The sequence below is a fragment of the Leisingera aquaemixtae genome, from assembly GCF_006740765.1.
GTDB classification, from domain to species: Bacteria; Pseudomonadota; Alphaproteobacteria; order Rhodobacterales; family Rhodobacteraceae; genus Leisingera; species Leisingera aquaemixtae.
In genome coordinates this window covers 799,014-825,535 of record NZ_CP041159.1, presented here as the reverse complement: position 1 = coordinate 825,535, position 26,522 = coordinate 799,014, and the positions used below count along the sequence as shown (strand labels likewise).

Annotated in this window: 29 protein-coding genes and 4 tRNA genes; 17 read left to right on the top strand and 16 right to left on the bottom strand. The window is 64.7% G+C overall.

From position 1 onward, the window contains the following. Positions 1–195: 195 nt before the first annotated feature. A complete protein-coding gene (locus R2C4_RS05730) occupies positions 196–3,639 on the top strand; it encodes a pyruvate carboxylase (protein ID WP_141889923.1) in 3,444 nt (1,147 codons plus the stop codon). A 208-nt stretch (positions 3,640–3,847) separates the two neighbouring features. On the opposite strand, the gene R2C4_RS05725 is transcribed toward R2C4_RS05730, so the two are convergent. After that, positions 3,848–4,039: a hypothetical protein gene (locus R2C4_RS05725; RefSeq protein ID WP_141889922.1), complete on the bottom strand. Its 192-nt coding sequence runs from the start codon at positions 4,037–4,039 to the stop codon at positions 3,848–3,850. 158 nt (positions 4,040–4,197) lie between these two features. Between R2C4_RS05725 and R2C4_RS05720 the strand changes: the two genes are divergently transcribed. From R2C4_RS05720 to R2C4_RS05690, 7 genes are all read left to right on the top strand, one after another. Then, a tRNA-Gly gene (locus R2C4_RS05720) sits at positions 4,198–4,272 on the top strand. Positions 4,273–4,416: 144 nt separating this feature from the next. Continuing rightward, the gene (locus R2C4_RS05715; RefSeq protein ID WP_141889921.1) at positions 4,417–5,376 is read left to right on the top strand and encodes a DNA cytosine methyltransferase; all 960 of its coding nucleotides are present in this window, start codon (positions 4,417–4,419) and stop codon (positions 5,374–5,376) included. 92 nt (positions 5,377–5,468) lie between these two features. After that, positions 5,469–6,371 (top strand): NaeI family type II restriction endonuclease, encoded by a 903-nt coding sequence (locus R2C4_RS05710; RefSeq protein WP_141889920.1) that lies wholly within the window; start codon positions 5,469–5,471, stop codon positions 6,369–6,371. Beyond that, positions 6,356–6,769: a very short patch repair endonuclease gene (locus R2C4_RS05705; RefSeq protein WP_141889919.1), complete on the top strand. Its 414-nt coding sequence runs from the start codon at positions 6,356–6,358 to the stop codon at positions 6,767–6,769. The genes R2C4_RS05710 and R2C4_RS05705 overlap by 16 nt, the downstream gene beginning before the upstream one ends. A 90-nt stretch (positions 6,770–6,859) precedes the next feature. Further along, positions 6,860–6,934, top strand: a tRNA-Gly gene (locus R2C4_RS05700). Between the two features lie 145 nt (positions 6,935–7,079). After that, positions 7,080–7,154: transfer RNA gene (locus R2C4_RS05695), tRNA-Gly, on the top strand. A 152-nt stretch (positions 7,155–7,306) separates the two neighbouring features. After that, positions 7,307–8,659, top strand: coding sequence for an aminotransferase (locus R2C4_RS05690; protein WP_141889918.1), 1,353 nt, complete (start codon positions 7,307–7,309; stop codon positions 8,657–8,659). Between the two features lie 75 nt (positions 8,660–8,734). Here R2C4_RS05690 and R2C4_RS05685 read toward each other — a convergent pair whose 3' ends face one another. Next, the gene (locus R2C4_RS05685; RefSeq protein WP_058284408.1) at positions 8,735–8,974 is read right to left on the bottom strand and encodes an Lrp/AsnC family transcriptional regulator; all 240 of its coding nucleotides are present in this window, start codon (positions 8,972–8,974) and stop codon (positions 8,735–8,737) included. A gap of 203 nt (positions 8,975–9,177) precedes the next feature. On the opposite strand from R2C4_RS05685, the gene hisB reads away from it, so the two are divergent. Next, positions 9,178–9,765 carry an imidazoleglycerol-phosphate dehydratase HisB gene (gene hisB / locus R2C4_RS05680; RefSeq protein ID WP_141889917.1) on the top strand — a complete coding sequence of 196 codons (588 nt, stop codon included), beginning with the start codon at positions 9,178–9,180 and terminating at the stop codon, positions 9,763–9,765. 1 nt (position 9,766) lies between these two features. Beyond that, entirely contained in the window at positions 9,767–10,405 is a 639-nt protein-coding gene (gene hisH, locus R2C4_RS05675) for an imidazole glycerol phosphate synthase subunit HisH (RefSeq protein WP_141889916.1), read from the top strand. Positions 10,406–10,471: 66 nt separating this feature from the next. Here the strand turns inward: hisH and R2C4_RS05670 are convergent, their stop codons facing one another. After that, complete coding sequence (locus tag R2C4_RS05670) at positions 10,472–11,203, bottom strand: AraC family transcriptional regulator (protein WP_141889915.1); 732 nt, start codon at positions 11,201–11,203, stop codon at positions 10,472–10,474. A gap of 100 nt (positions 11,204–11,303) precedes the next feature. Here R2C4_RS05670 and R2C4_RS05665 point away from each other — a divergent pair, with 100 nt between their 5' ends. Next, positions 11,304–11,840, top strand: a complete 537-nt coding sequence (locus R2C4_RS05665) for a peroxiredoxin-like family protein (RefSeq protein WP_141889914.1) — start codon at positions 11,304–11,306, stop codon at positions 11,838–11,840. Between the two features lie 110 nt (positions 11,841–11,950). Next, on the top strand, positions 11,951–12,202 hold the full coding sequence (locus tag R2C4_RS05660) for a WGR domain-containing protein (RefSeq protein ID WP_141889913.1): 252 nt from the start codon (positions 11,951–11,953) through the stop codon (positions 12,200–12,202). Positions 12,203–12,220: 18 nt separating this feature from the next. Here R2C4_RS05660 and R2C4_RS05655 read toward each other — a convergent pair whose 3' ends face one another. Next, the gene (locus R2C4_RS05655; protein WP_141889912.1) at positions 12,221–12,607 is read right to left on the bottom strand and encodes a DUF2147 domain-containing protein; all 387 of its coding nucleotides are present in this window, start codon (positions 12,605–12,607) and stop codon (positions 12,221–12,223) included. Positions 12,608–12,742: 135 nt separating this feature from the next. On the opposite strand from R2C4_RS05655, the gene hisA reads away from it, so the two are divergent. Further along, on the top strand, positions 12,743–13,465 hold the full coding sequence (gene hisA, locus R2C4_RS05650) for a 1-(5-phosphoribosyl)-5-[(5-phosphoribosylamino)methylideneamino]imidazole-4-carboxamide isomerase (protein ID WP_141889911.1): 723 nt from the start codon (positions 12,743–12,745) through the stop codon (positions 13,463–13,465). Positions 13,466–13,500: 35 nt separating this feature from the next. Further along, positions 13,501–13,788 carry a hypothetical protein gene (locus R2C4_RS05645; RefSeq protein ID WP_244940785.1) on the top strand — a complete coding sequence of 96 codons (288 nt, stop codon included), beginning with the start codon at positions 13,501–13,503 and terminating at the stop codon, positions 13,786–13,788. 2 nt (positions 13,789–13,790) lie between these two features. Here the strand turns inward: R2C4_RS05645 and R2C4_RS05640 are convergent, their stop codons facing one another. Next, positions 13,791–14,237: a DUF302 domain-containing protein gene (locus R2C4_RS05640; protein WP_141889910.1), complete on the bottom strand. Its 447-nt coding sequence runs from the start codon at positions 14,235–14,237 to the stop codon at positions 13,791–13,793. 211 nt (positions 14,238–14,448) lie between these two features. Between R2C4_RS05640 and hisF the strand changes: the two genes are divergently transcribed. Further along, a complete protein-coding gene (gene hisF, locus R2C4_RS05635; protein ID WP_141889909.1) occupies positions 14,449–15,210 on the top strand; it encodes an imidazole glycerol phosphate synthase subunit HisF in 762 nt (253 codons plus the stop codon). A gap of 11 nt (positions 15,211–15,221) precedes the next feature. After that, a complete protein-coding gene (locus R2C4_RS05630) occupies positions 15,222–15,539 on the top strand; it encodes a phosphoribosyl-ATP diphosphatase (protein ID WP_141889908.1) in 318 nt (105 codons plus the stop codon). 232 nt (positions 15,540–15,771) lie between these two features. On the opposite strand, the gene R2C4_RS05625 is transcribed toward R2C4_RS05630, so the two are convergent. The 3 genes from R2C4_RS05625 to rlmB all read right to left on the bottom strand — a co-directional run bounded on the left by R2C4_RS05625 (position 15,772) and on the right by rlmB (position 17,793). Beyond that, a complete protein-coding gene (locus R2C4_RS05625; protein ID WP_141889907.1) occupies positions 15,772–16,242 on the bottom strand; it encodes a CoA-binding protein in 471 nt (156 codons plus the stop codon). Between the two features lie 205 nt (positions 16,243–16,447). Next, positions 16,448–16,918, bottom strand: a complete 471-nt coding sequence (locus R2C4_RS05620) for a YHS domain-containing (seleno)protein (RefSeq protein WP_141889906.1) — start codon at positions 16,916–16,918, stop codon at positions 16,448–16,450. Positions 16,919–17,016: 98 nt separating this feature from the next. Next, positions 17,017–17,793, bottom strand: coding sequence for a 23S rRNA (guanosine(2251)-2'-O)-methyltransferase RlmB (gene rlmB / locus R2C4_RS05615; protein WP_141889905.1), 777 nt, complete (start codon positions 17,791–17,793; stop codon positions 17,017–17,019). 120 nt (positions 17,794–17,913) lie between these two features. Between rlmB and R2C4_RS21200 the strand changes: the two genes are divergently transcribed. After that, a tRNA-Tyr gene (locus R2C4_RS21200) sits at positions 17,914–17,997 on the top strand. Between the two features lie 133 nt (positions 17,998–18,130). Here R2C4_RS21200 and R2C4_RS05610 read toward each other — a convergent pair. The 8 genes from R2C4_RS05610 to R2C4_RS05575 form a co-directional block, all read right to left on the bottom strand. Then, positions 18,131–18,649, bottom strand: coding sequence for a DUF2478 domain-containing protein (locus R2C4_RS05610; RefSeq protein WP_141892044.1), 519 nt, complete (start codon positions 18,647–18,649; stop codon positions 18,131–18,133). Positions 18,650–18,711: 62 nt separating this feature from the next. Further along, positions 18,712–19,374 (bottom strand): NnrU family protein, encoded by a 663-nt coding sequence (locus R2C4_RS05605; protein WP_141889904.1) that lies wholly within the window; start codon positions 19,372–19,374, stop codon positions 18,712–18,714. 124 nt (positions 19,375–19,498) lie between these two features. Further along, the gene (locus tag R2C4_RS05600; protein ID WP_141889903.1) at positions 19,499–21,535 is read right to left on the bottom strand and encodes an ABC transporter permease; all 2,037 of its coding nucleotides are present in this window, start codon (positions 21,533–21,535) and stop codon (positions 19,499–19,501) included. Next, the gene (locus R2C4_RS05595; RefSeq protein ID WP_141889902.1) at positions 21,535–22,587 is read right to left on the bottom strand and encodes a quaternary amine ABC transporter ATP-binding protein; all 1,053 of its coding nucleotides are present in this window, start codon (positions 22,585–22,587) and stop codon (positions 21,535–21,537) included. Before R2C4_RS05595 ends, R2C4_RS05600 begins: the two co-directional genes overlap by 1 nt. Positions 22,588–22,597: 10 nt before the next feature. After that, the gene (locus R2C4_RS05590) at positions 22,598–23,563 is read right to left on the bottom strand and encodes an ABC transporter substrate-binding protein (RefSeq protein WP_141889901.1); all 966 of its coding nucleotides are present in this window, start codon (positions 23,561–23,563) and stop codon (positions 22,598–22,600) included. Positions 23,564–23,963: 400 nt separating this feature from the next. Beyond that, positions 23,964–24,932 carry an ABC transporter substrate-binding protein gene (locus R2C4_RS05585; protein ID WP_141889900.1) on the bottom strand — a complete coding sequence of 323 codons (969 nt, stop codon included), beginning with the start codon at positions 24,930–24,932 and terminating at the stop codon, positions 23,964–23,966. 182 nt (positions 24,933–25,114) lie between these two features. Then, on the bottom strand, positions 25,115–25,906 hold the full coding sequence (locus R2C4_RS05580) for a methyltransferase domain-containing protein (RefSeq protein WP_141889899.1): 792 nt from the start codon (positions 25,904–25,906) through the stop codon (positions 25,115–25,117). Then, positions 25,903–26,520: a pimeloyl-ACP methyl esterase BioG family protein gene (locus R2C4_RS05575; protein ID WP_141889898.1), complete on the bottom strand. Its 618-nt coding sequence runs from the start codon at positions 26,518–26,520 to the stop codon at positions 25,903–25,905. The genes R2C4_RS05580 and R2C4_RS05575 overlap by 4 nt, the downstream gene beginning before the upstream one ends. Positions 26,521–26,522: the final 2 nt, after the last annotated feature.

Here is a 26,522-nt window from a genome sequence, read left to right as displayed (position 1 = left end):
TCCGGCGCCCCGCAAAACCCCTTCGGGGGCCAGGCCGGTTACAAGGCGCAACAAACCGCCATCCGGAATGTAACAAAAATCCAAAAACAGGCCGCTTGAGAGCGCAATCATGCCGGAAATACCCAGAACTACGGTTGTGCGGATCGCTAATATCCGCCTAACACTGCACCAACTTGCACGGACCCCGAGGGTGAAATGACCGACTTCAAAAAGATCCTGATTGCCAACCGTGGCGAGATCGCGATCCGCGTGATGCGCGCCGCCAACGAGATGGGCAAGCGCACCGTCGCCGTCTATGCCGAGGAGGACAAACTCGGCCTGCACCGGTTCAAGGCGGACGAAGCCTACCGGATCGGCGAAGGCATGGGGCCGGTTGCGGCCTATCTGTCGATCGACGAGATCATCCGCGTCGCCAAGGAATGCGGCGCCGATGCGATTCACCCCGGCTACGGCCTCTTGTCTGAGAACCCGGATTTCGTGGACGCCTGCGCCCGCAACGGCATCACCTTCATCGGCCCCAAGGCGGAAACCATGCGCGCCCTGGGCGACAAGGCCTCGGCCCGCAAGGTGGCGATTGAGGCCGGCGTGCCGGTCATCCCGGCGACCGAAGTGCTGGGCGACGACATGGACGCGATCCGCAAGGAAGCGGCCGAGATCGGCTATCCGCTGATGCTGAAGGCCTCCTGGGGCGGCGGCGGCCGCGGCATGCGCCCGATCCTCGCCGAGAAGGAGCTCGAAGAAAAGGTGCTGGAAGGCCGCCGCGAGGCGGAAGCCGCCTTCGGCAACGGCGAAGGGTATCTGGAAAAGATGATCACCCGCGCCCGCCACGTCGAGGTGCAGATCCTGGGCGACAAGGACGGCAACATCTATCACCTTTACGAGCGCGACTGCTCGGTCCAGCGCCGCAACCAGAAAGTGGTCGAGCGCGCGCCTGCCCCCTATTTGACCGAAGAGCAGCGCGCCGAGATCTGCGACCTGGGCCGCAGGATCTGCCAGCATGTGAACTATGAATGCGCGGGCACCGTCGAATTCCTGATGGATATGAACGACGGCAAGTTCTACTTCATCGAGGTGAACCCGAGGGTGCAGGTGGAGCATACCGTGACCGAAGAGGTCACCGGCATCGACATCGTGCAAGCGCAGATCCTGATCGCTGAGGGCAAGAGCATTGCGGAAGCCACCGGCAAGGCGTCGCAGGACGATATCCGCCTCAATGGCCACGCGCTGCAGACCCGTGTGACCACCGAAGATCCGCTGAACAACTTCATCCCGGACTATGGCCGCATCACCGCCTACCGCTCCGCCACCGGCATGGGCATCCGCCTGGACGGCGGCACCGCATATGCGGGCGGCGTGATCACCCGCTATTACGACTCGCTTTTGACCAAGGTGACTGCCTGGGCACCGACGCCCGAGAAGGCGATTGCCCGCATGGACCGCGCGCTGCGCGAGTTCCGGGTGCGCGGCGTCAGCACCAACATCGCCTTTGTCGAGAACCTTCTGAAGCACCCGACCTTCCTGTCGAATGAATACACCACCAAATTCATCGACGAGACGCCGGAGCTGTTCCAGTTCAAGAAGCGCCGCGACCGCGGCACCAAGGTGCTGACCTATATCGCGGACATCACCGTGAACGGCCATCCGGAAACCGAAGGCCGTCCGGCCCCCGCCTCCGACCTGAAAGAGCCGCGCGCGCCGCGGGTCGAGCCGGGCGGCCTGCCCAAGGGCACCCGCAACCTGCTGGAGGAAAAGGGCGCGCAGGCGGTGGCCGACTGGATGAAGGCGCAGCCGCAGCTGCTCCTGACCGACACCACCATGCGCGACGGCCACCAGTCGCTGCTGGCGACCCGGATGCGCTCGATCGACATGATCAAGGTGGCACCGGCCTATGCGCAGAACCTGAGCCAGCTGTTCTCTGTCGAGTGCTGGGGCGGTGCGACCTTTGACGTGGCCTACCGCTTCCTGCAGGAATGCCCCTGGCAGCGCCTGCGCGACCTGCGCGAACGGATGCCGAACCTGATGACCCAGATGCTGCTGCGCGCCTCCAACGGCGTCGGCTACACCAACTATCCGGACAACGTGGTGCAGGAATTCGTGCGCCAGGCGGCGAAGACCGGCGTCGACGTGTTCCGCGTCTTCGACTCGCTGAACTGGGTGGAGAACATGCGCGTTGCGATGGATGCGGTGGTCGAGAGCGGCAAGGTCTGCGAAGGCACCATCTGCTATACCGGCGATATCCTGGACCCGAACCGCGCCAAGTACGACCTGAAGTATTACGTCGGCATGGCGAAGGAGCTGGAAGCGGCCGGCGCCCACATTCTGGGCCTGAAGGACATGGCAGGCCTGTTGAAGCCCGCCGCCGCCCGCCAGCTGGTCAAGGCGCTGAAGGAAGAGGTCGGCCTGCCGGTCCACTTCCACACCCATGACACCTCCGGCGTGGCCGGGGCCACCATCCTGGCGGCGGCGGATGCCGGCGTCGATGCGGTGGATGCGGCCATGGACGCCTTCTCCGGCGGCACTTCACAGCCCTGCCTGGGCTCCATCGTCGAGGCGCTGCGCAACACCGAGCGCGACACCGGCATAGACATCGCCAAGGTGCGCGAGATCTCCGGCTACTGGGAGCAGGTGCGGGCGCAGTATGCGGCGTTTGAGAGCGGTCTGCAGGCACCCGCCTCGGAAGTCTACCTGCACGAGATGCCGGGCGGCCAGTTCACCAACCTGAAGGCGCAGGCGCGCAGCCTGGGGCTGGAAGAGAAATGGGCCGATGTGGCGCAGACCTATGCGGACGTGAACCAGATGTTCGGCGATATCGTGAAGGTGACGCCGTCGTCCAAGGTGGTTGGCGACATGGCGCTGATGATGGTGAGCCAGGGCCTGACCCGCACACAGGTCGAGGACCCGAAGACCGACGTGGCCTTCCCCGACTCGGTTGTCGACATGATGCGCGGCAACCTGGGCCAGCCTCCGGGCGGCTTCCCGGAAGGCATCGTCAGCAAGGTGCTGAAAGGCGAAGCGCCGAACACCGAACGCCCGGGCGCGCATCTGGAGCCGGTGGACCTGGAAGCGGTTCGTGCCGAACTGTCGAAGGAGCTGGAAGGTTTCAGCGTCGATGACGAGGACCTGAACGGCTACCTGATGTATCCCAAGGTGTTCCTGGACTATATGGGCCGTCACCGCCAGTACGGCCCGGTGCGCACCCTGCCGACCCGCACCTTCTTCTATGGCATGGAGCCGGGGGAGGAAATCACCGCCGAGATCGACCCGGGCAAGACGCTGGAGATCCGCCTGCAGGCAATCTCCGAGACCGACGAGAAGGGCGAGGTGAAGGTCTTTTTTGAACTCAACGGCCAGCCCCGCGTGATCCGGGTGCCGAACCGTCTGGTCAAGGCCTCGACCGAAGCGCGTCCGAAGGCACAGGCCGGCAACCCCAACCACGTCGGCGCGCCGATGCCGGGTGTTGTCGCCTCTGTCGCGGTACAGGTGGGCCAGCAGGTGCACGAGGGCGATATGCTGCTGACCATCGAGGCGATGAAGATGGAGACCGGCATCCACGCCGAGCGCGACGCGGTGGTGAAGGCGGTGCATGTTCAGGCCGGCGGCCAGATCGACGCCAAGGATCTGCTGATCGAGCTGGAATAAGCCGCAGGGCTGATTTCAAGAAAGGGGGCGTCCTGCCGGATGGCGGGGCGCCCTTTTCAGTTTCGCAAGGTCGGGGCGCGGGGAAGGCGGAATTCCACGAGAATTCCGGCCCGTTTTCCGGCGCGGAAAACGGGGGCTGCGCTGATGCTTGGCACCAAAAATCCTCGCAGGATTTTTGGCCGTTTCCCGCGCCGGGAAACGGTTTGCCTTAAGACCGGGCGCTCTGTTCCGGCGGGTGCGCCAGGGTCACAGTCTCGACCGGCACCGGCGTCAGCCCTTTGATCTGCCCGGACCAGCTGTCTGTCTGCGGTGCAGCGGTATGCTGCGCCCCATGCACCAGCAGCCCCATCGCAATCGCCGCGCTCAGGCAGGCGATCCGCAGGCAGTCTTTCCAATTCATGGCCTCAACCTCCCCTGAAAAAGCCGGATGTTTGAAAAGTGGCACGCGCATCGCCCGCCCTTCCGTCGCTTCCGGGGCGGATTTTTTTCGCCTTGCACCGATTTTCCTCTTGCAGCCGGCAGGGAGAGCCCCTATTTCACCGCTCACCGGATGGCAGCGCGGGCGTAGCTCAGGGGTAGAGCATTACCTTGCCAAGGTAAGGGTCGTGAGTTCGAATCTCATCGCCCGCTCCATCGGGAAACGGACAGGCCGCCCTCCGGGGCGGCCTTTCGCTTTTGAGGATTTCCGCATAGTCTGCCCGGGTGCAGAAAACCTTGTGCGGAATCACGATTCCGCATAGGAACAGAGCAAGAACAGAAACGGGCGGGCAGAGCAGAATGCTGACATCAGTAGAACTATGCGCAGGTGCGGGCGGCCAGGCCCTCGGTCTCGAGGCGGCGGGCTTTGATCACACCGCGCTGGTTGAGATCGACAAGCATTGCTGCGCCACCCTGCGCCACAACCGCCCTGCGTGGAACGTGCTGGAAGAGGACGTGCGCAAGTTCAAGGAGGTTGCGGGCGATTACAAGGGCATCGACCTCTTGGCAGGCGGCCTGCCCTGCCCGCCGTTTTCGGTGGCGGGCAAGCAGCTGGGCGAGAAGGACGAGCGCAACCTGTTCGACGATGCGATCGAGATCGTAGATGCCACCCGTCCCCGCGCCGTGATGATCGAGAACGTGCGCGGCTTTCTGGATGCGGTGTTCCATGACTACCGTGAGAAGCTGAAGAAGCAGCTGTCGAAGCTGGGGTATGAGACCGACTGGCGGCTGCTGAATGCCTCCGATTTCGGAGTGCCTCAGCTGCGGCCGAGGGTGGCGATTGTTGCGCTGCGCAAGGAGTTTTCCGGCCAGTTCAACTGGCCCGAGCCGCTGCCGCACAATCCACCGACCGTGGGCGCGACCCTGATCGACCTGATGAAGGAGCGCGGCTGGCGCGGGGCAGATGACTGGGCCGCCAAGGCCGATGAGATTGCGCCAACGGTTGTGGGCGGCTCCAAGAAACACGGCGGCCCCGATTTGGGTCCGACCCGCGCGCGGCGCGCCTGGGCCGCTCTGGGGGTTGAGGGGCGCACCATTGCGAATGAGGCGCCGGACCCGTTCCACAACGACATGCCGCGGCTGACGGTGCGGATGGTGGCGCGCATTCAGGGCTTCCCGGACGCATGGCATTTCACCGGCGCCAAGACCAATGCCTACCGCCAGGTCGGCAATGCCTTCCCGCCGCCGGTGGCCGAGGCGGTGGCGCGGGAGCTGAGGGCGGCAATTGCCAAGCCGAAGCTTCACGCCGTGCGGGCGTAAAGACACCAAAGCAATTATTGACCTGAGGGCAGCGCCCGCCCCGTGGGGGGCGGGACGGGCGCTGCCCGGCGTACCGCCGGGCGGAACACAAGATGAAACTGAAACTTCCCGACAGCCTTGTGCGTCCCGGCCATCCGGATTTCGGCACCCTCTCCCCGCTGGCGGAGGAGATAACCACCCGTGCCGGCGGCGCGCTGGCGCTGGAACACGACGTGCCGCAGATGCTGCGCCAGTGCATTGACGATGTGATCATGACGCCCAAGACCGGGCGGCGCGCGTATGAAGAGCTGGAGAAAACTGAAAAGACCTATATCGGCACCCGGGTCGAGATCGAGCTGCGGGCACTCTTGCGCTTGCGCAAGGGGCGGCTGGATACCGAGATCCTGGGCCAGGATGTGGACATCAAGCACACCATGGGCGGCAACTGGATGATCCCGACCGAGGCGATTGATTGCGCCTGCCTGCTGGTCGCCGCAGATGAGGTGCGGGCGCGCTGCTACCTGGGCCTGATCGTCGCCCGGCCCGCCTACCTGACCCACGGCCAGAACAAGGACGCCAAGCGCAGCATCTCTGCCGAGGGATTCCGCCATATCCTGTGGCTGTTCAAGGATCAGCCCTACCCCGCCAATTTCTGGCGCACCGCGGATGAGGCCGCAGTCCAGCAGATCTTTGCAGGCGACACCGGCAATGAGCGCATGGCGCAGCTGTTCCGGCTGATCCAGCGCCGCCCGGTTCCGCGCGATGTGGTGGAGGCGGTGGCGCAGCAGAAGGACTTCATGCGCCGGATCCGCTCGGACAAGGGGCGCGGCACGCGAGACCTGCTGGCCCGGGACGGCATCCTGCTGCTGTCGGGCCAATACGACAGCCAGCTGATCAAGGCGCTGGAGCTGCCGCCCTGCGCCGGCGGCGAGTTCATTTCCTGCCGGATCGAAAACGAGTATCATGCCCGCATGGCCGCACAATCCGGACATGCCGTGAAATGGCCGACAAGCTGACACCCGAACGTCGCAGCGCCAATATGGCGAAGATCCGCGCCAAGCATACCAAGCCGGAACTGCTGGTGCGGCGGATGGTGCACGGGATGGGGGTCCGCTACCGGCTGCACCGCAAGGACTTGCCCGGCAAGCCCGACCTGGTGTTCGGGCCGCGCCGCAAGGTGATCTTTGTGCATGGCTGCTTCTGGCATCTGCATGACTGCCGCGACGGGCGCATTCCCGCCTCCCGCCGCGATTACTGGGAGCCGAAACTGTTGCGCAATGCCGAACGCGACGCGGAGCACGCGGCGGCCTTGCAGGCGGTAGGCTGGCAGGTGCTGACAGTCTGGGAATGCGAAACCAAGGACCTTGAAGCCCTGAAAAACCGCCTCGCGGATTTCCTCAGAACCGTAGAATAACGCTTATCCACAGATACTTGCGCTGTTTTTCAAATTTCCTCTTGCGGCCCGTTTTGGAAATCCCTAAACACCGCCTCACCGAATGGCAGCGCGGGCGTAGCTCAGGGGTAGAGCATTACCTTGCCAAGGTAAGGGTCGTGAGTTCGAATCTCATCGCCCGCTCCATTCGAAAGCCGAAAAGGCCGCCCTTCGGGGCGGCCTTTCGCGTTTCCGGGCTGCGGCACGGGCCGGATTTTCTTTCCCCGCCCTGTCATTTTCCGCTTGCAGCCGTCTGCCGGATTTCCTATTCACCGCTTCACCAGATGGCAGCGCGGGCGTAGCTCAGGGGTAGAGCATTACCTTGCCAAGGTAAGGGTCGTGAGTTCGAATCTCATCGCCCGCTCCATCCGGAACCGAAAAAGCCGCCCTCCGGGGCGGCTTTTCGCTTTTTCCACTCCGCTTTGTAAATTTGATCAAATTCCTTTTGACGTGCGTTGCAAAACGCGCCAAAGCTACTGCCAAACAGCCCGTGCGGCAGCTCATTACAGGAGTTTGGACATGGCCCCAGTCATCTATCCCACCACCAATTTCACCGCGACCGAACAGCTTTGCCTGGACCGCGGCGAAGGCATTTATGTCTATGATACGGACGGCAACAAATACATCGAAGGCCTGGCCGGCCTGTGGTGCACCTCGCTGGGCTACAGCAACACCGAGGTGATGGACGCGATCACCGAGCAGCTGCACAAGCTGCCGTTCACCCACACCTTTGGCGGCAAGACGCACAAGCCGATCATGGAGCTGGCCGAAAAACTGAAGGCGATGGTGCCGGTGGAGGATGCCTATATCTTCTTCGGCAACTCCGGCTCGGACGCCAATGACACGCATTACAAGATGCTGCGCTATTACTTCAACGCCATCGGCAAGCCGGAGAAGCGCAAGATCATCACCCGCGAGCGCGGCTATCACGGGGTGACTGTTGCTGCCGGCTCGCTGACGTCCCTGCCCGCGAATCTGGCGCATTTCGACGCGCCGCTGGAGGCGCTGCACATCCTGCGCTCGGACGCGCCGCATTATTACACCGGCCGCCGGGGCAACGAGACCGAGGAGCAGTTTGTCGACCGGATCATCAATAACCTGGAAGAGCAGATCCTGGCGGAAGACCCCGACACCATCGCCGCGATGATCGTGGAGCCGATCACGGGCGCATCGGGCGTGATCGTGCCGCCGGAGGGCTATTACGAGAAGCTGCAGGCAGTGCTGCGCAAGCATGGCATCCTGGTCTGGGCCGATGAGGTGATCTGCGGCTTCGGGCGCACCGGTGCGGACTTTGGCTGCACCACCATGGGCATCAAGCCGGACCTGATGACTTTTGCCAAGCAGCTGAGCTCGGCCTATTTCCCGATCTCGGCCTCGGTCATTCCCGGCTGGATGTATGAGGCGATGATCGCGCAGACCAATGAGGTTGGCGTGTTCGGCCACGGCTACACCTACTCCGGCCACCCGGCGGCCTGTGCGGCGGCGCTGAAGACGCTGGAAATCTACGAGCGCGACAACCTGTTCGAGCATGCCGCCGAGGTGGGCGCCTATATGCAGGCGCAGCTGCGCGAGATCTTCACCGATCACCCGCTGGTGGGCGAGGTGCGCGGCAAGGGGCTGATCGCAGCGCTGGAGCTGGTGTCGAACAAGACCACCGGCGCGAGCTTTGACAAGGGCGCCGCGGGTGCCGCTGCACAGAAAGCCTGCCAGGACAACGGGCTGATCCTGCGGGCGGTTGCCGGCAATGCGCTGGCGCTGTGCCCGCCGCTGATCATCACCAAGGCAGAGGTGGACGACATGCTGGCCCGGATGAAAGCCGCCGTCGACACCGCCTATGCAGAATTGCAGGACAAGGGGCTGATTGCCGCCTGATCTTTTGCCGCCGGAAACAAAAAACGCCCCGCGCTGCGGGGCGTTTTGCTGTCTGCCGGCTCTGCCTTGGGCCGTTCAGAACACCTTGTAGGTCATCGTGGTCAGCGACCGCTCGATCCCTTCGATCTGCAGCAGCTGGTCGTTGATGTACTTGCCGACATCCTCTCCGGTCGGGATGTAGAGCTTCATCAGCAGGTCGAAATTGCCGCTGGTAGAGTAAAGCTCGGAGTGGATTTCGCGCAGCGCAATCTCCTCGGCCACCTTGTAGGTGGTGCCGGGTTTGCAGCGGATCTGGACAAAAACGCAGATGGACATGGGCGGCCCTTTTGGATGGTCAGGAATTTGCGCCCAAGCTCGCACGCGGCGCATCCGGGTGCAAGAGACCGGGATGGGACCGGGATTGCTGCAACAGATTGCCCCGCTTGCACAATGCCGCACTTGAGCCAGCCCCCCTGCCCGCCCTATAAGCGCCCAGGCAGAATTAAATTTCTTGCAGCATGACGAAGGACAAGCCGCTGATGCGTACCGCTAAAGTGACCCGCAAGACCGCGGAAACCGAGATTTCGGTTGAGATCAACCTCGACGGCACCGGGGTTTACGACAACCAGACCGGGGTTGGCTTTTTCGACCACATGCTGGACCAGCTGGCGCGCCATTCGCTGATCGACATGACCATCCGCGCCAAGGGCGATTACCACATCGACGACCACCACACGGTGGAGGACACCGGCATCGCGCTGGGTCAGGCGCTGGTGCAGGCGCTGGGGGACAAGAAGGGCATACGCCGCTACGGCGAGTGCCACCTGCCGATGGATGACGCCCAGGTGCGCTGCGCGCTGGACCTGTCGGCGCGCCCCTTCCTGATCTGGAATGTGGAGCTTCCAACCCAGAAGATCGGCACATTCGACACCGAACTGGTGCGCGAGTTCTTCCAAGCCTTGAGCACCCATGGCGGCATCACCCTGCACATCGACCAGCTGCACGGGTTCAACAGCCACCATATCGCCGAGGCGGCGTTCAAGGCGGCCGCCCGCGCGCTGCGTCTGGCGGTGGAGACCGACCCGCGCAAGGCGGATGCGATTCCCTCGACCAAGGGTGCACTCTGACATGCTGACCGCAATCATCGACTACGAATCCGGCAACCTGCACTCCGCCGAGAAGGCGTTCCAGCGCATGGCGCGGGAAATGGATGCGGGTGAAGTTGTGGTGACTTCTGACGCCGATGTGGTGGCCCGCGCCGACCGGCTGGTGCTGCCCGGCGACGGCGCCTTTCCCGCCTGCGCGGCAGAGCTGCGCGGCCACAAGGGCATCTATGACGCCATGGTCGAAGCGGTTGAGCAGAAGGGCCGCCCGTTCCTGGGCATCTGCGTCGGCATGCAGCTGATGGCAACCACCGGGCATGAGTATCAAGAGACTCCGGGCCTTGGCTGGGTCGGCGGCGATGTGGTGAAGATCACGCCGGCGGACCCCGCCCTGAAAGTGCCGCATATGGGCTGGAACGATCTGGTGATCGACCAGGCGCACCCGGTGTTTGACGGGATCGAAAGCGGCGATCACGTGTATTTCGTGCATTCCTACCATTTCCGCGTCGCCAACCCGGCGGAACGGCTGGCGCATGTGGACTATGCTGGCGACGTCACCGCTGTTATCGGGCGTGACACGATGGTGGGCATGCAGTTCCACCCTGAGAAAAGCCAGGCGACAGGCCTGCGGATGATCGGCAATTTCCTGACCTGGAAGCCGTAAGGGGACGGCGCTGGCGCGCAGTTGCCTCCGGCGGGAGTATTTTCAGGAAAGATGAAAGCGAGGTGTTCAGGCCGCCGCGGTGCGCACTGAAACCGGCGCCAAGCCGTACGCCTTGCGGAAGGCGCGGGTGAAGCCTTCGGGGCTGGCGTAGGCGTAGCGGCGCGCCACCGCCTCCACCCGGTCGCCGCGCATAAGGTCCTGATGCGCCAGGATCAGCCGCCAGCGGCGCAGGTAGCCGATCGGGGTTTCCCCGACTTCGGCAGCGAACAGCTCAGCAAAGCGCGACAGCGACAGCCCTGCCTGCTGTGCCAGATCGGCATTGGTCCACAGCCTGCCCGGTTGGTCATGCATCGCCACGATGGCGCGGCTGAGGCGCGGATCGGCGAGGCCCGCCAAGAGACCCGGTTCGGTCGCGCCCTTTTGGATCTGGTTGCGCAGGAGGCGCACCATCAGCACCTCGCCCAGCCGGTTGATCACCGACTGCGCGCCGCAGTGCTGGCCCTCGGCCTCCTCCTGCATCAGCCGCACCAGCCCCTGCGCCTCGGCGTTGCTGGTGATGTCATAGTCCACCACCGGCGGCAGCGCGGCCAGAAACGGGTTGCTCTGGCCCGACCATTCCACTTGTGCCGCCCACATGACCGCGCCCGGGTCCAGCCGCTCCACCGCGCCCTTGGTGCAGTAGCGGATACGCACCGGCACGCCGCCGCTGTCCGCAAGCGCGATCAGATTGGCCTGCCCCGGCTGTGCGGCCTGCACCGCCAGCTGGAAGCGGTCCATCAAGGTGGTGAGGCGGTCCATGATTTCGGGGTTCCCGTCAGGTTTTTCGGATTTATGCGACAGTAAACTGCGCGACACTTCCCGGCAACCGCCCCTCACACCACTTGCAAGGAACCGTCACATGCTGATCCCCCGCCAGAAGACCCCGAACCTGACCCTGCCGACGCTGGACCACGGCGCGTTTGATTTGTCCGCGGAAACGGCCGAGCGCGGCACCGTCATCTGCTTTTACCGCGGCCTGCACTGCCCGATCTGCGCCAATTATCTGAAGGACTTCGAAAAGAAGGTGCCGGACTTCGCAGAGCGCGGCGTCAGCGCCATAGCCATCAGCACCGACGGCGAAGAGCGCACCCGCGCCATGGCGGACAAGATCGAGGCCAAGGCGCTGCGGTTCGGCTATGACCTGCCGCTGTCTGCGGCCCGCGATTGGGGGCTCTATATCTCCACCTCGCGCGGCAAGACCTCGATCGGGATCGAGGAACCGGCGCTGTTTGCCGAACCCGGCCTGTTCATGGTGACGCCTGAGCGCACGCTGTACTATGGCTCGGTTCAGACCATGCCGTTTGTGCGCCCGCATTTTGCGGAACTGGTGGCGGCGCTGGATTTCGCGATCCCCAACAACTACCCGGCGCGCGGCGAATACACCGGTGAGGTGTGAGCGTCACAGCAGACGCCGGGGCCGGTGCAATTCGCCGGATTGAACAATAGACAAGGGGTCCGCTTCGGGGCATACGGTGCGGACCTTTTGTCACCGCGGCAGCCCCTCCCTTGCACATCCGTTTCGAGAAATACGACCACGCCGAAGGCAAGCACCGCTATTGCCTCCTGAGCCTGACGCCGACGCTGTTCGGCGACTGGTGTGTTGAGCGTGTGTCCGGGCCGCTGAACGCGCCCGGCGGGGCACATAAGCGGACCTATTTCGCCGGTCATGCGGAGGCGCTGGCGATTTTCGAAGGGTTCCGGGACCGGCAGCTGAAACGCGGTTATGCGCCGATCCCGGTGCAGCTGGGGCTGCTTTAGGCGCAGCCCCTCAGGGGCTTACTGAACCCGCGTCCAGGTTTGTTTCGAGCAGATCAGACCGCCCGCAACGCAGCCGCGCAGGGCCAGCGAGCTGCCCGCCAGATCCATCTTGCCGATGTAGATCTTGTTGTTGGACGGCCGCCAGACCTTGCCCTCGTAAGAGCCGTCACCGTTCGGGACCATGTCGATCACCAGCGTCTTGCCGAGGTTCGGGGACTTGTACTCCCCCTCGCTGTTGAAGGTGCGGGCGATCTTGCCGCAGACCGCGGCGCCGCATCTGGCCATCTGGACATGGGCATAGGAGCCGTCGTCGGGCTGCGTCTTCCAGACACCCAGAACCGGGTCCGCCGATGCGGCGCCCGCCAGCCCCAAGGCCACAGCCATTCCTGCCAGAAGATGTTTCATTCCATTTCCTCCCTGTTTTTCAGGCAGCCTGTCCCTGATGCGGCCCTTCTGGCAAGGTTGACTTCGGGTCGCGTTGCAATTCAGGGCGCGCTTGTGCAAAACACCGCCAGCTTGATTTCACGAAGGACCGCCCGGATGATCCTCTACCCCGCGATTGACCTCAAAGACGGCCAGGCCGTGCGCCTGCTGCATGGCGAGATGGACAAGACCACCGTGTTCAACGACAACCCCGCCGCCCAGGCGCTGGAGTTTGTCGAAGCGGGCTGCGAGTGGCTGCATCTGGTGGACCTCAACGGCGCCTTTGCCGGCGAGCCGGTAAATGCCGCCCCGGTCGAGGAGATCCTGAAGCAGACCAAGGTGCCCGCGCAGCTGGGCGGCGGCATTCGTGATATGGCCACCATTGAGCGCTGGATTGATAAAGGCCTGGCGCGGGTCATCCTGGGCACCGTAGCGGTTGAAAACCCCGGCCTGGTGCGCGAGGCGGCGCGGGAATTCCCCGGCAAGGTCGCGGTCGGCATCGACGCCCGCAAAGGCAAGGTCGCGACCAAGGGCTGGGCCGAGGAAACCGACGTGATGGTCACCGACCTCGCCAAGAGCTTCGAGGACGCGGGCGTTGCCGCGATCATCTACACCGACATCCTGCGCGACGGCGCGATGAAAGGCCCGAATGTCGAGGCCACCGCCGATCTGGCCAATGCCGTCAGCATCCCGGTGATTGCCTCGGGCGGTGTGTCCTCGCTGGACGATCTGCGGGCGCTGAAAACCTGCGGCGCGCCGCTTAATGGTGCGATTTCGGGCCGCGCGCTTTATGATGGCGCCATCGACCTGAAAGAGGCGCTGGCGGTTCTGAAAGCCTAACGCCGCCCCGGTCTGATCCGGCGAAGGAACCCTTTATGCGCCTAGTCCGCCGAATCCTTGCGACCTTCACCTTGGGGCCCATCGTCCTGTGGCTGATGTGCATTGCCTTTGTGCTGCTGCTTGGGTTCGGCTTCGGCTGCGAAATCCACGAGGGGTTTGCCAACCCCTGCGTGGTGCTGGGCCAGGACGTGGGTGAAACCGCCTATACCGCGGGTGTCCTGGCCGCTTGGGGGCCGCTGATCTTTGGCCCGGTCTCCCTCGGGGCCGGGCTGCTGTGGGGCATCGCCAATGCCCTGTCGCGCTATCTGGCCTCGCGGCGCTGAGCCTATTCGGCCGCCTTGGACGTCAGCTTGCCCAAGGCCCCCTGCATTTTGGCGATGAATTCCGCATCGGCCGGGATATCAAGGCCCGACAGCATTTCTGCCGGGTCCTGATAGGTGAGCCAGACCTGGCCGTCCGCATCCTCATAAGCCAGCACCTTGAGCGGCAGGTAGAGCCCTGCCCGCATGTCCGCCTGCATCGCCGGGGTGCCGAGCTTGGGGTTGCCGAAGATCAGGAGCTGAGAGCCCGGCAGCTCCATCCCGGCGGTCTGCGCGCCTGCGGCATGGTCCACCCGGGCAAAGACGGTGGCACCCGCGCCCTCTACAGCGGCTTGCAGCGCGTCCATGGTTTCGGCCACGGGTTTCTGGCTTTGCACGGTCACCAGCTCCGCGGCGGCGGGAAGGGCGGCGGCGAGGGTGATGGCACCGGCGAGGAAAAGGCTCTTTGTCATAACAGCTGCTCCAAATTCAGGGACGTCCAATCATGATCGGGGCAACTGCTCCGGCCAGGCAATTCACAACTGCGAGACTGCACGGTTCCGGCGGTTTCGCGCAGACTGCAACCGCCCGCCCGGACCAAAACGCGCAGACTCTGCCATATTTGTTGCGCTTACCGCGGGCATTGCGTACCCACGGGGCCAAGCAGTTTGAAAGGCACGATCGATGCTGAAGACCCGTATCATTCCCTGTCTCGACGTCGCCGACGGGCGCGTGGTCAAGGGCGTCAACTTCGTCGGCCTGCGCGATGCGGGCGATCCGGTGGAATCGGCCAAGGCCTATGATGAGGCTGGCGCGGATGAGATCTGCTTTCTCGACATCCACGCGACACACGAAAACCGCGGCACCATGTTCGACGTGGTGCAGCGCACAGCCGAACAGTGTTTTGTGCCGCTGACCGTGGGCGGCGGGGTCAGAACCAAGGAGGATGTGCGCGCGCTCTTGCTGGCAGGGGCCGACAAGGTCTCCTTCAATTCAGCTGCGGTGGCCAATCCGGATGTGATCGCCGAGGCCGCGGATCAGTTCGGCAGCCAGTGCATCGTCTGCGCCATCGACGCCAAGACGGTGGCGCCGGGCCGCTGGGAGATTTTCACCCATGGCGGGCGCAAGCCGACCGGCATCGACGCGGTGGAATTTGCCAAGCTGGTGACCGCCAAGGGTGCGGGGGAGATCCTGCTCACCTCGATGGACCGGGATGGCACCAAATCGGGCTTCAACCTGCCGCTGACCAAGGCGATTTCCGATGCTGTGGACGTGCCGGTGATCGCCTCGGGCGGCGTCGGCACCCTGGATCACCTGGTGGAAGGTGTCACCAAGGGCGGCGCCAGCGCGGTGCTGGCGGCCTCGATCTTCCACTTCGGGGAATTCACCATCCAGGAAGCCAAGGAACACATGGCTGCTGCCGGCATCCCGATGCGGCTGAACTGAAGGGGCATGTGATGAGCCTGCTGCACGATCTCGAAGCCACCATCCTGTCCCGCAAGGGCGCAGACCCGGACACCAGCTGGACCGCCAAGCTGCTCGCCAAAGGGCCGGAGAAATGTGCCGAGAAATTTGGCGAGGAGGCCATTGAGGCCATCATCGAGGCGGTGAAGGACGACAAGGCAGGGCTCGCCTCCGAAGGGGCCGATGTGCTGTATCATTTCCTGGTGATGCTGGCCGCCCGCGATGTTGCTCTGGACGATGTGCTGCAGGTGCTGGCCGAACGCCAGGGCCTCAGCGGCATTGCGGAGAAGGCCGGCCGCCCCAAGGGCTGAATTCCAGGCCGGGCGGCGGGTCAAGGGAGGCGCAGCCTCCGCGCGGCACGCGCGGCTTGCCCTTGACGCGCAAAGAACCATTACAATCGGCAAGGCCCTTGAAGGGCACACCTGCCCTTCAAGGGCGTCTCAGCAATTAAGATTGCGCCGCACAGCGGCGCCGGGCCCAACCGTGCAGGCCGTCCGGCAGGACGGCTGGAGCGGGCGGGAGCGCCCTGCCCGGCCGCAGGCGTCACAGTTTCGAGGAAATGATCCCGGTGGCAAAACCGCCCATGCGAAGCTCGCCGAACAGGCGCTGGTATTCGATCTTGGGGCAGCGGTTCTGGATCACGGTGACGCCGCGCGCCTCGGCCCTGGCGGCGGCCTCCGCGTGCTCCACTCCGATCTGCATCCAGATGGTCTGCAGCTTCGGGAACGCCTCCAGCGCCTCATCCACGATCGGCGGCACCGCTTCGGACCGGCGGAAAATGTCGACCATGTCCACCGGCGCATCAACCTCTGACAGGCTGGCCCGCACCGTCTCGCCGAACAGCATCTTGCCCGCATGGCCCGGGTTCACCGGGATTACCCGGTAGCCCTTGAGACCCAGGTAGCGCGCCACGTAATAGCTGGGCCGCACCGGGTTCATTGAAACGCCGACCACAGCCACCACCTTGGTGCGCTGCAGGACCTTTTTCAGATGCTCATCGCTGTACTCTGTCATGCCGCGCACCCTAGCCGCGCTGCGTGCGGGCGCAAAGCGCGATTTGCTGCCTGCATACAAAAATGCGCCCGGACGAACCGGGCGCGAGGTATGGAACGAGGGACAGTGAAAAAGATCTGCGGTGGTTCCATTCCGCAGTCTGTATTGAATATGGGTCACAGTCGGAAAAATAAAAGGCCACCTCACGAAAACGTGAGGTGACGGGCTATTTCTGTAGAATCACCGGCCAGTGCAGCTGTGCCCGGGCGATCAGCTCGCCGCGGCGGGCCGCCCAGAAATCCCGGGCGTCCGGATTGTTGAGCAAGTACAGCTCACCATCGACAATCGCCCAAAGCAGCGGATCGCCATGCATCAGCCTGCCCTGCGACATCGCAAAGGCGCAATAGCCGCCGAAGGCCGGTGCATAAGCGCGGGGGTTGGCCTCGAACCGGGCCTGGTTGCGGGCGGTGGCAAAGCGCCAGACGACCCCCTTCCACATCACCGCATGACCGCGCCGCCCGGGCTGTGCCGCGCCCTGTTCGAAAAAGGCCACCGGATCATAGCCGCCAATGGCGACCCCTGCGCGGGCGGAGTAGACAGCCGCGCCCGCCGTCTCTGCCCGGGCGGCACCGGACAGCGGCAGAAGCATAAGCGCAAAGGCCATAAACAGCAGGCGCAGAGCCAAGTTGTTCTCCATTCACATTCTCTCAGCAGCCTGCCGACTCTGCCGCAGCGCCGTGCTGTTGCAAAGGGAGGATACGCAGATGTGATCACCCCGTGACGGGCCGGGCCCGCCTAGCGCGCAATCGAGGCGTAAAGCGCAATCGCCGCGGCGTTGGAGACATTGAGCGAGCCAAAGCCGCCCGCGGCGCCGATCTTGACCAGGGCGTCCACGGTTTCCTTGGTCTTCTGCCGCAGCCCCGGTCCCTCGGCGCCCAGCACCAGCGCCACCGGCAGGTGCTGCTTGCCCTCCAGCGCCGTCTCGATGGTCTGCTCTGCCTCGCCGTCCAGCCCCAGCACGATAAAGCCCATGTTCTGCAGTTCGGCGATGGTATCGGCCAGATTGCGCATCCGCAGGTAGGGCTGGCGTTCCAGCGCGCCGCTGGCGGTCTTTGCCAGCGCGCCGGTTTCCGGCGCTGAATGATGCCGGGTGCCGATCACCGCACTGGCGCCCAGCACCTCTGCCGAACGCAGGATAGCGCCGACGTTATGCGGGTCGGTGACCCGGTCCAGCAGCAGCACGCGAGGGGCTTCGCGGCCGATGCAGTTTTCGGCCAGCCCGCCCCAGTTCAAGGGCTTCACTTCCAGCGCGGCGCCCTGATGCACCGATTGCGGGTCGATCGGCGGGTTGAACTTGCGCGGGTCGATGACCTCTGCCTCGATGCCGGAGTCTGCGATGGCGTCCGCCAGTTTCGCCTGCGCGTTCTGGGTCACCATCAGGCGCAGTTTTTCGCGCTTGGGATTAAGCAGCGCATCACGCACCGCATGCAGCCCGAACAGCCATACGGTTTCCGCGGCAGCAGCCCGTTTGGACTGCTCTTTTTCGACGACCCATTTGGGTTTCTTGGACATTTTGCTCTCCGGCAGAAAGAATTTGCGGGGCGCGCGAAAAACTTGCGATTTTCCTGTTGACGCCCGTTTGGCCTGCTAGTAATCACGCCTCCACATCAGGTGCAACATGCAACTGACAGTGGGCGACAGGCCGCAAGGTGTGGCAGGGGACTGTAACTCCCTCGCGGAGACGCACGCCTGGTTCGATTCCAGGGTCGCCCACCATTTTCTCTCTTTCTCAGATCAGACGATGGTGGTTCAGCAACAGGCTGGACAGGCCGCCAACCCGTTCTGCACGGTAAAAAGCCCGCGTGAGCTGCGCGGGCCTTCCAATTGTTTTCACACGGCAATCACCGGGTCAGGCCGTTTCGGCCACGGCCTGCTCCGCCCATTCGGCCAGCGCGTCCAGATCGGGGCCTGCCTCCACGGCCAGGCCATCGGCGAAGGCCTGGAACGGCTCCACGTTCATCTTGTTGACGCCGGAAATCACCGGGATGCCCAGCGCCAGCGCCTCGCCGATGATGGGCCGCATGCCGCGCCCGTCAGCCTCGTGCTTGCCGAATTTGTTGACGATCAGCAGCTGCGGCGCCGGGTCCGATTGCAGGGTGGCAGAGACCTGCCCGACCGCCTGTTCCAGCGCCTCGGGGTTCAGGCGGCAGCCGCGGGCGCCCGCGCCCAGGGATTGCGAGATGCGGATGGTCTCGCCGTCGGGCAGAACCCGCACATCCATGTCGCACAGCTCCTTGTCATAGCATTCCACATTGGTCTGCACGATGCCTGCCAGGCGGAGGCCTTTGGCCTGCAGCCGTTCGGCCAGTTCGCTCAGCAGGCGGTCGGTGGCACCGCGTTCTTCGGTCATCACATAGGCCAGGTGCATGTGTCGGTCTCTCCAGTCTCGTCTGATTTCATAGGTGGTCATGCGGCGGCTGCGGTCAACCCCTACCAGGGCAGCGGGCTGTAGCCGATAACAGGGGCGTGCAGGATCAAGAGAGCCAGGAACACCGCAGCCGCCCATCCCGCCTCGCTGGCAGTGGGACGCAGGCGCAGCAGGTTCAGCCGTGCCGTATTGCGGCTGAGGCGGCGCCATTCGCCCTGCCCCATCTGGCGCCGCTTGCGCGTGTCGATCAGTGCCATACCCATCCAGGCAAAGCCCGCAAAGAGGCCGAACAGGATCACATGCGCCAGGTCGCCGTTGGCCAGCAGATGCGCCCCGGCCCATAGCGCCATCGCCGCCAAAAGCGGATGGCGGCTGACGGCGAGGATGCCGGGGTCTGCCGGGTCAAAGGCGCGCACGCCCAGCCCGCCAAAGCTGAGGGGATTCTGCCGCATCATGCCGGCCACCGCCAGCAGGCAGGCCAGCGGCATCACCAGAAGCGGCACCCAGCGGAACCCCTCCCAGTAGGGCAGAACGCCGACGTAGGGCGCGCGGGCGGCGGCCACGACGAGCCAGGCCAAGATCGCCAGAGACAGCACACTGTAGGCGATGAAATAGCCGCGAAGCCCCAGGCGGCTGACCAGCCAGGGCCGCACCGGCGGGCGCACGGGGATGGCGTGGCTGGCCAGGAACAGCATCAGCGCGGCGGTGAATTCAAGCCAGCCCATCGGGGTCTCTCCGGGTATAGATCAGTCTTCTGTGCAGCTATAGGCGGGCTGGCGGTCTATAACGTTGCCCCAGATCAAAAAAGGGCGCCGCTGGGGCGCCCTTCTGTTTTGGATTTACGGGCCGCTAAAGCCCCAGGGCCTTGCGCCGTTCCTCGGCGAATCCCTGCACCATGCGGTCGGCAATCAGGGCGAGGATCGCCATGGCTGCACCCGCGGAAATCCCCAGTCCCACATCCGCCTGCCCCAGCGCCAGATAGATCGACTGGCCCAGCCCGGTGGTGCCGATCAGCGCCGCGATGACCAGCATCGCAAAGGCGTAGAGAATGGTCTGGTTGAGGCCCAGCAGGATCGAGGGCGCAGCATAAGGTGCGCGGATGTCCTTGAGCATCTGCCACCTGGTGGCACCAGAGGCAGTCGCGGCCTCGATCATCTCGTCGGGCGTCGAGACCAGCCCGTGCCTTGTGTAGCGGATCATCGGCACGATGGCATAGGCGATGATCGCCAGGAAGGCGGAGAACTCGCCGATCTGGAAAACCATCAGCACCGGGATCAGGAACACGAACAGCGGGATCGTCTGCAGCATGTCGCAGACCGGGCGCACCACCCGCCAGACACCGGGCGATACCGCCGAGACGAGGCCAATGGCGCCGCCCATCACCGCGCAGGCAAAGACCGCCGCGCCGGAGAGGTAAAGCGACAGGAGCGCCCGCTCCCACAGGCCGGAGAGCAGGATGGTGCCCAGCAGGACCACGGTCAGGATCGCCAGACCGCGCCCGCCTGCAACCCAAGCCAGCGCGCCTGCGCCCACCAGCACAAAGGGCCAAGGCAGCTGAGAAATGCCGGTTTCCAGCATTCCCGCCGCGATCAGCAGCATCACGCCCAGCGCCAGCTGTCCGCGCACCGCAAAGACCACCGCCGCCGCAGCACCGGCTGCAAACAGCGCCAGGCTCATCGCCGGGGTCCAGGCAAAGCCCCAGGTGAAGGGCAGCACCGCCTGATCCAGGCCGATGCGGATGGGCAGCAGCACGTAGAACATCACGTTGTTCTTGAGCGCGGTCAGAAACTCCGCATTGGCGCTAGTGAAGGCCGACAGCCCACGGTCCACGCTGTCCGCCACCGGGTTGAACAGGGCATAGGTGCCGGGCTGCTGAACGCTGCCCCAGAAGACCGCGCTGACCAGAACGCCCAGCGCCAGGATGCCCCAGGCGACGCGCGGGTCGTGCTTCTGGCGCCGGTCCTGGGTCAGGGTGCCGCTCATCCGGTCGATCAGGATCGCGAAGATCACGATCACCAGACCGGCCAGCAGGCTCTGGCCGAACTGCGCCTTGCGCATGGTCAGAAGAACCTCCCAGCCGATATCGTCAAAGCCGCCGATCACGGCGGCGATGATCACCATCGAGAGCGCCGCCATCAGGCACTGGTTGACGCCAACCATGATCTGCTGACCGGCGGAGGGGATCTCGCACTGGAACAACTGCTGCAGGCGGGTGCCGCCGGACATGACGGCAGCTTCCTTGATCTCCGGCTCCACCCGCTCCAGCCCCAGCAGCACGTTGCGGGCCATCGGCGGGGCTGCGTAGATGGCAGAGGCGATGAGGCCCACCACAGGACCGAAACCGAACAGCACCAGCAACGGCGTCAGATAGGCGAAGGTCGGCACCGTCTGCATGACGTCCAGCAATGCCTGCACCGGCTGGCGGATGCGGGGGTACTCATTTGCCAAAATGCCGATACCGCCGCCGATGATCAGCGCCAAGGGAACCGAGACGGCCACCAGCGCCAGGGTGTTCATGCTTTCGGGCCAATAGCCCGAGGCCAGCACAAAACCCAATCCCACCACCGCCATCAGCGCCATCCGCACGCCGCCCAATGTCCAGGCCAGCGCCGTGGTGGCGCAGATGACCAGCGGCCAGGGCGTGTTGCTTAGCACATAGTTCGCCGCTTCCATCGGGTAATACATCAGCGCCGAGAAACTGCGCGCGGCGGGCTTGATCAGCGCCAGGAACCACTCCATGACGGCGCCCACCCAGTCGGTTGCGGGCAGCACCCAGGCAGCGGGGAATTTCACCAGCCACGGCAGGCTGCTTTCCAGCAGAAGGCACAGCGCGCCGGCCGCCGCCGCGATCAACGCGGCCCCGGCCCCTTTCGACAGACCCGCCATCACCCCTGCTCCACCTGCAAGGCCGCGGCCAGATCGGCCGGGTTCACAACGCCGACCAGCTTGCCCTCGGGCGTTCGCACCGGCACGGGTTCGTACAGTTCCATGCAGCGTGCCAGCGCCGCGTCCAGCGTCATATCCTGGCGCAAGCCGGGATCGTCGGCACCATAGACATGGTGCTCGCCCGGCAGCATCACAGAGGACACATGCGCGTGCCGCCCCTTGGCCACGTCCTTGGAAAACTCGCGCACGTAGTCATCGGCCGGGCGCAGCACGATGTCGGCGGGGGTGCCGATCTGCACCACCTTGCCGTCGCGCATGATCGCGATCCGGTCGGCGAGCTTCAGTGCCTCGTTGATGTCATGTGTGATGAAGACGATGGTAGTCTTCAGCTTGGCCTGGATCTCCAGGAACTCATCCTGCAGCTGCCGCCGGATCAGCGGGTCAAGCGCCGAGAACGGCTCATCCAGGAACCAGACCGAGCAATCGGCCACCAGCGAACGGGCAATACCTACGCGCTGGCGCTGGCCGCCGGAGAGTTCGCGCGGGTAGTTCTTTTCCCGCCCGCCGAGGCCGACCAGATCAATCACCTCCTGCGCCTTGGCCAGCCGCTGCTTTTTCTTCACCCCCTGCACCCGCAGCGGGTAGGCGACATTTTCGGCGACGGTCATATGCGGGAACAGGCCGAAGTGCTGGAACACCATGCCCAGCTTCTTGCGGCGCAACTCGATCAGCCGCTTGGGGCTGGCCTCGACGATGTTTTCACCGTCGATGCGGATCTCGCCGCCGGTGGCGTGCAGCAGGTGCGAGATGCAGCGGATCAGGGTGGATTTGCCGGAGCCCGACAGCCCCATGATCACAAACAGCTCGCCCTCCTTCACATCAAAGGAGGCATCCTGCACCGCAGGGATCAGCCCCTTGCCGCGCAGCTCCAGCGCTGCCGCTTCTGAGGTTTCGTGCCGCGACAGCGCCTCTTTCAAGGCGCTGTCTGCGTTGTTGCCAAACACCTGCCAGACATTCCGGCAGGTGATGGCAGGCGTGTCAGAGCCAGTCACAGGGCTGCGCTCAGTTGATGGCGGCGTCGACAACCGGGCGCCACTTGTCCTTGTTGGCGGTCATCCATTCGGCAACCACCTCTTCGACCTTGCCGCCGTCCACGTCGACCGCGCCCATCATCGGCTGCTGATCCTCAACGGCCAGGGTGTAGTTCGACAGGATTTCATACGCCGCGGGCCAGGTTTCCTCCATCCCGGACCAGGCGGCCTTGAAGATGCGCGAGGGGGAGAAGTCGCAGTCGTTCACCGCGTCCGGGTTCGGGCCCCAGGCCGGGTCGCTGAAGCAGGCCTCTTCGCCCGGCGGCAGGTCGACGAATTTCACGTCATAGGCCGACATCGCCCAATGCGGCTGCCAGAAGGTGATCAGCAGCGGTGTCTTGCGCTCGGTCGCGGCGCGCAGCTCGACGATCAGCGCTGCCTCAGATCCTGCGGGCACCGCCTTGAAGGGCAGCCCCAGGCCGGTCATGCGGTCCGCGCCCGGTGTGCCCCAGTCCGCGGGGTAGTCCACCAGACGGCCTTCGGGTAGGGTTTCGGCGGTGGCGAATTGCATCGCGCAGTCCTTCAGCGCCTCCCAGGCCGGCAGGCCGGGGCAGATCTCGGCCACATGCGCGGGATAGGCGATGCCTTCGCGGGCGTTCAGTTCAAGGTCGCCCAGCTCCACCACGGTGCCTTCTTCGATCTTCTTGCCGTATTCGTCGGACACGTTGGAAGACCAGATTTCCAGCGTCGCGTGGATATCGCCATCAGCAATCGCCTGGAACTGGTTCATCATCCCGGCAGAGACATATTCCACGTCATAGCCCGCGGCCTTGAGCATCTCGCCCGCGATGTGGGTGGTCACATGCTGGCCGGTCCATTCATTCACCGCCAGCTTGATCGGCTTGCTGGTGTCGCCCAGTTCCGCGGCCGAGGCGATGCCCGCAGCCACCGTCATTGCGGCGGCGCTCAGTGCCAGCGCATATCCTTTAAAAGTCATCTCAATACTCCCTGTCATTATCCGTTTGCGCCGCCTGTTTCCGGCTGTGGCGCGTCATTTGGAACCCGGCGGTTCACGGCGCCTGCCAGGCCTGTCAGCCGGCCCTGTTGCTGTCAGCAGGCACCCATGAGCCAAGTGTGGCCGGGGATAATGCAAGTATTGGAACATATTACGACGCTTTGTCGAGCAATTGCGCCGCAAACCGCAAAATATTCTGATTGACGGTTCAAGTTTTTGTGCAAACGCACAACTTCCGGAATCACTTTTCCCGCCCGCGCCGGGCTTACGCGGCTGCGCCCGCCGCCGCAAGCCGCAGGGCCAAACGCGCAAAACAGCGCCCCGCATCGCGAAGGGCGCTGTTGCGCTAATTGGTCCGCAGTTAGCCCCAGGTGAGCCCGGATCAGGAGCGGCCCTTGCCGGTGGCCTCCTCGACAGTCGGCACCCATTTGGCGCGGTTCACCGCCAGCCAGCCCCGGGCGGCGCCCTGAACCGTCTCGCCCCGCACGTCCACCAGCCCGATCAGCGGCTGCTGGTCCCAGATGCTCAGCTCGTAGTTCTTGAGGATTTCATGGGCTGCGGGCCAGCGTTCCTTAAACCCGGACCAGCTGGCCTTGACCACGCCGCCGCGGGCAAAGTCGCAGTCGCCGGCGGCCTTGGGGTTGGGCCCCCAAGACGGGTCGCTATAGCAGGCCGGCTCGGGCTTGGGCAGGCGCACGAATTGCAGCGCATAAGAGGACATCGCCCAATGCGGCGCCCAGAAGGTGGCGATCACCGGGCGCTTGTCCTTGTAGGCCTGCTGGAATTCCTCGATCATCGCCGCCTCGGACTCAGCCGCGACCACGTCAAACGGCAGATCCAGCGCCCGGATCCGGTCTGCCCCGGGAGAGCCCCAGGATTCCGGATAGGCCAAGTAGCGCCCGCGCTTGCCGTTGCCGTCTTCGGAGAAGATACCGGCGCAGTCGCGCAGCGCTTCCCAGTTGGGCAGCCCCGGGCACATCTGCGCGACATAGGGCGGGTAAACCACACCGTTGCGCGCATCCAGCCCCAAGTCGCCCAGCTCTTCCACCCGGCCCGCATCGCGCACGGAGATATAGTCCTCAGGGTCGCTGGTGGTCCAGATTTCCATCATGGCATGAACCTCGCCAGTGGCGATCTGCTCATAAAGGGCGTTCAGATCCGCTTCGACGTATTCGACCTTGTAGCCCGCCTCTGCCAGCATGCCGCCCGCGATATAGGTCGACAGGCGCTGGCCGGTCCAGTTGTTCAGCGACAGGCGGATGGGCGTTTCCACATCCCCCATATCCGCGGCCTCAACGGCCCCGGAAACCGCCAGCGCCGCCAGCGCTGCCGCAAACGCTTTCACTTTCATTGACGTCACTCCCGTACTGCCAGTCTTGCGAAATGCCGCGCGCAGGCGCAGCTCCGGATCCGGCATAACAGGACGGCATTGACAAAGATTAACGCCGCGGCAGAGCGGCGGCGTGAAAGGATAGAAAAAAGCCTAAAACTTGCTTCAAGCGCGGATGGCGCCGAAGGAAGAGAAGCAGCGGATCAGGCCCTGCGGCGGGCCACCAGCAGCACCGGGTCATAGGTCAGCGGCAGCTTGCCGCCACGGCTGAACCGCACGCGGTAGGCGTCCTCGAAGTCCCGCAGATGCCGCCGCGACCAGCTTTGCTGGGCATGGCCGTTGACACCGGTCTGGCGCAGATGCTTCAGCAGCGCCAGTGCGGTGTCGAATTCCAGCACCACCGGCGTCTGGGTGACCGCCAGAAGGTCCAGACTTTGCGGCAGCACCGCCCGCCACTCCCCGGCATCCAGATAGCTGGGCGCCGCCGCGGCGGAGCCCAGCGCCGCCAGCTCGCGGAACTGGCTGCGCCCAAAGCCCGACAGCGCCAGCCAGCCGCCGGGGTTGAGCCGCGCCGCCAGCCGCGCCGTCAGCGCAGGCAGGTCCGGAATCCATTGCACGGTGGAGGCCGAGGCGATCAGGTCCAGCCCGTGCGGCAGCGGCAGGCTTTCGACCGGCCCGGCCTGGAACCGGGCCTGCACAGGCGCAGCGCCGCCTGTCTCCTGCAATGCCGATGCCGCCTCCGGCACCAGATCGTTCAGCAGCAGGCTGCCAACCCCGAACCGCTGCACCAGCTGACGGGTCAGATGGCCGGTGCCGCAGCCGAATTCCAGGGCGGCCTCAAACCGCTCCGGCGCGCCCTGGGCCTGCAGCAGCTCTGCCAGCCGGGCGGCAATGTCCGCCTGCACCGAAGCGGTGCGATGATAGCTTAGCAGCCCGCGCCGGAAGCTTTGCCGCACCCGCGACTGATCCAGCTGAGGAGGCGTCATGTCTTTCATTGCAGCAGCGCCTCCCACGTCGCGAACTGGCCGAACGGCGCATGCGGCGCGTCGATCAGGCGGACCGCCTGCCCTGCCCAGGCCCGCTGCAGGTTGGCCGGCGGAAAGATCTTGTCACCGGAACTGATCCAGATCCGGTCAAACCGCGTCTGCGGCGCGTCACCGCGGCGCTCGACGGCCATAAGCTCAGACCGGCGCGCCTCTACATCCAGCGGTTCGGGGGTTTGCGGCTGCCCGAAGACGCGGGTCAGGAAACTTTGAAAGCTTTCCAGGCTCAGCGTCTCGGCTGTCTTGCGGAAGACCGCAGGCGGAATGCCCGCGCTGCGGTTCACCGGCTTCAGACTGCCGTTCACCGCCACCTTGCGGCGGAACGGGTCTGGCCGCCCCTGCTGCCAGTGCGCATAGGCCGCAACCCCAAACGACCACGCCAGCAGGCTGACCTGCTCATAACCGGACAGATCCGGCAGATCCGCGCCCAGGTCGCCGTATCCGCTGGCAAACAGGATGTCCTGCGGACCATCCAGATGCCAGAACACCTCCGGCCCTACAGCCCAGCCGCCGAAGACCACGATGGCCTCGGCCGCGCTGTTCTGTTTGAGCCAGCGGAACTCCATGG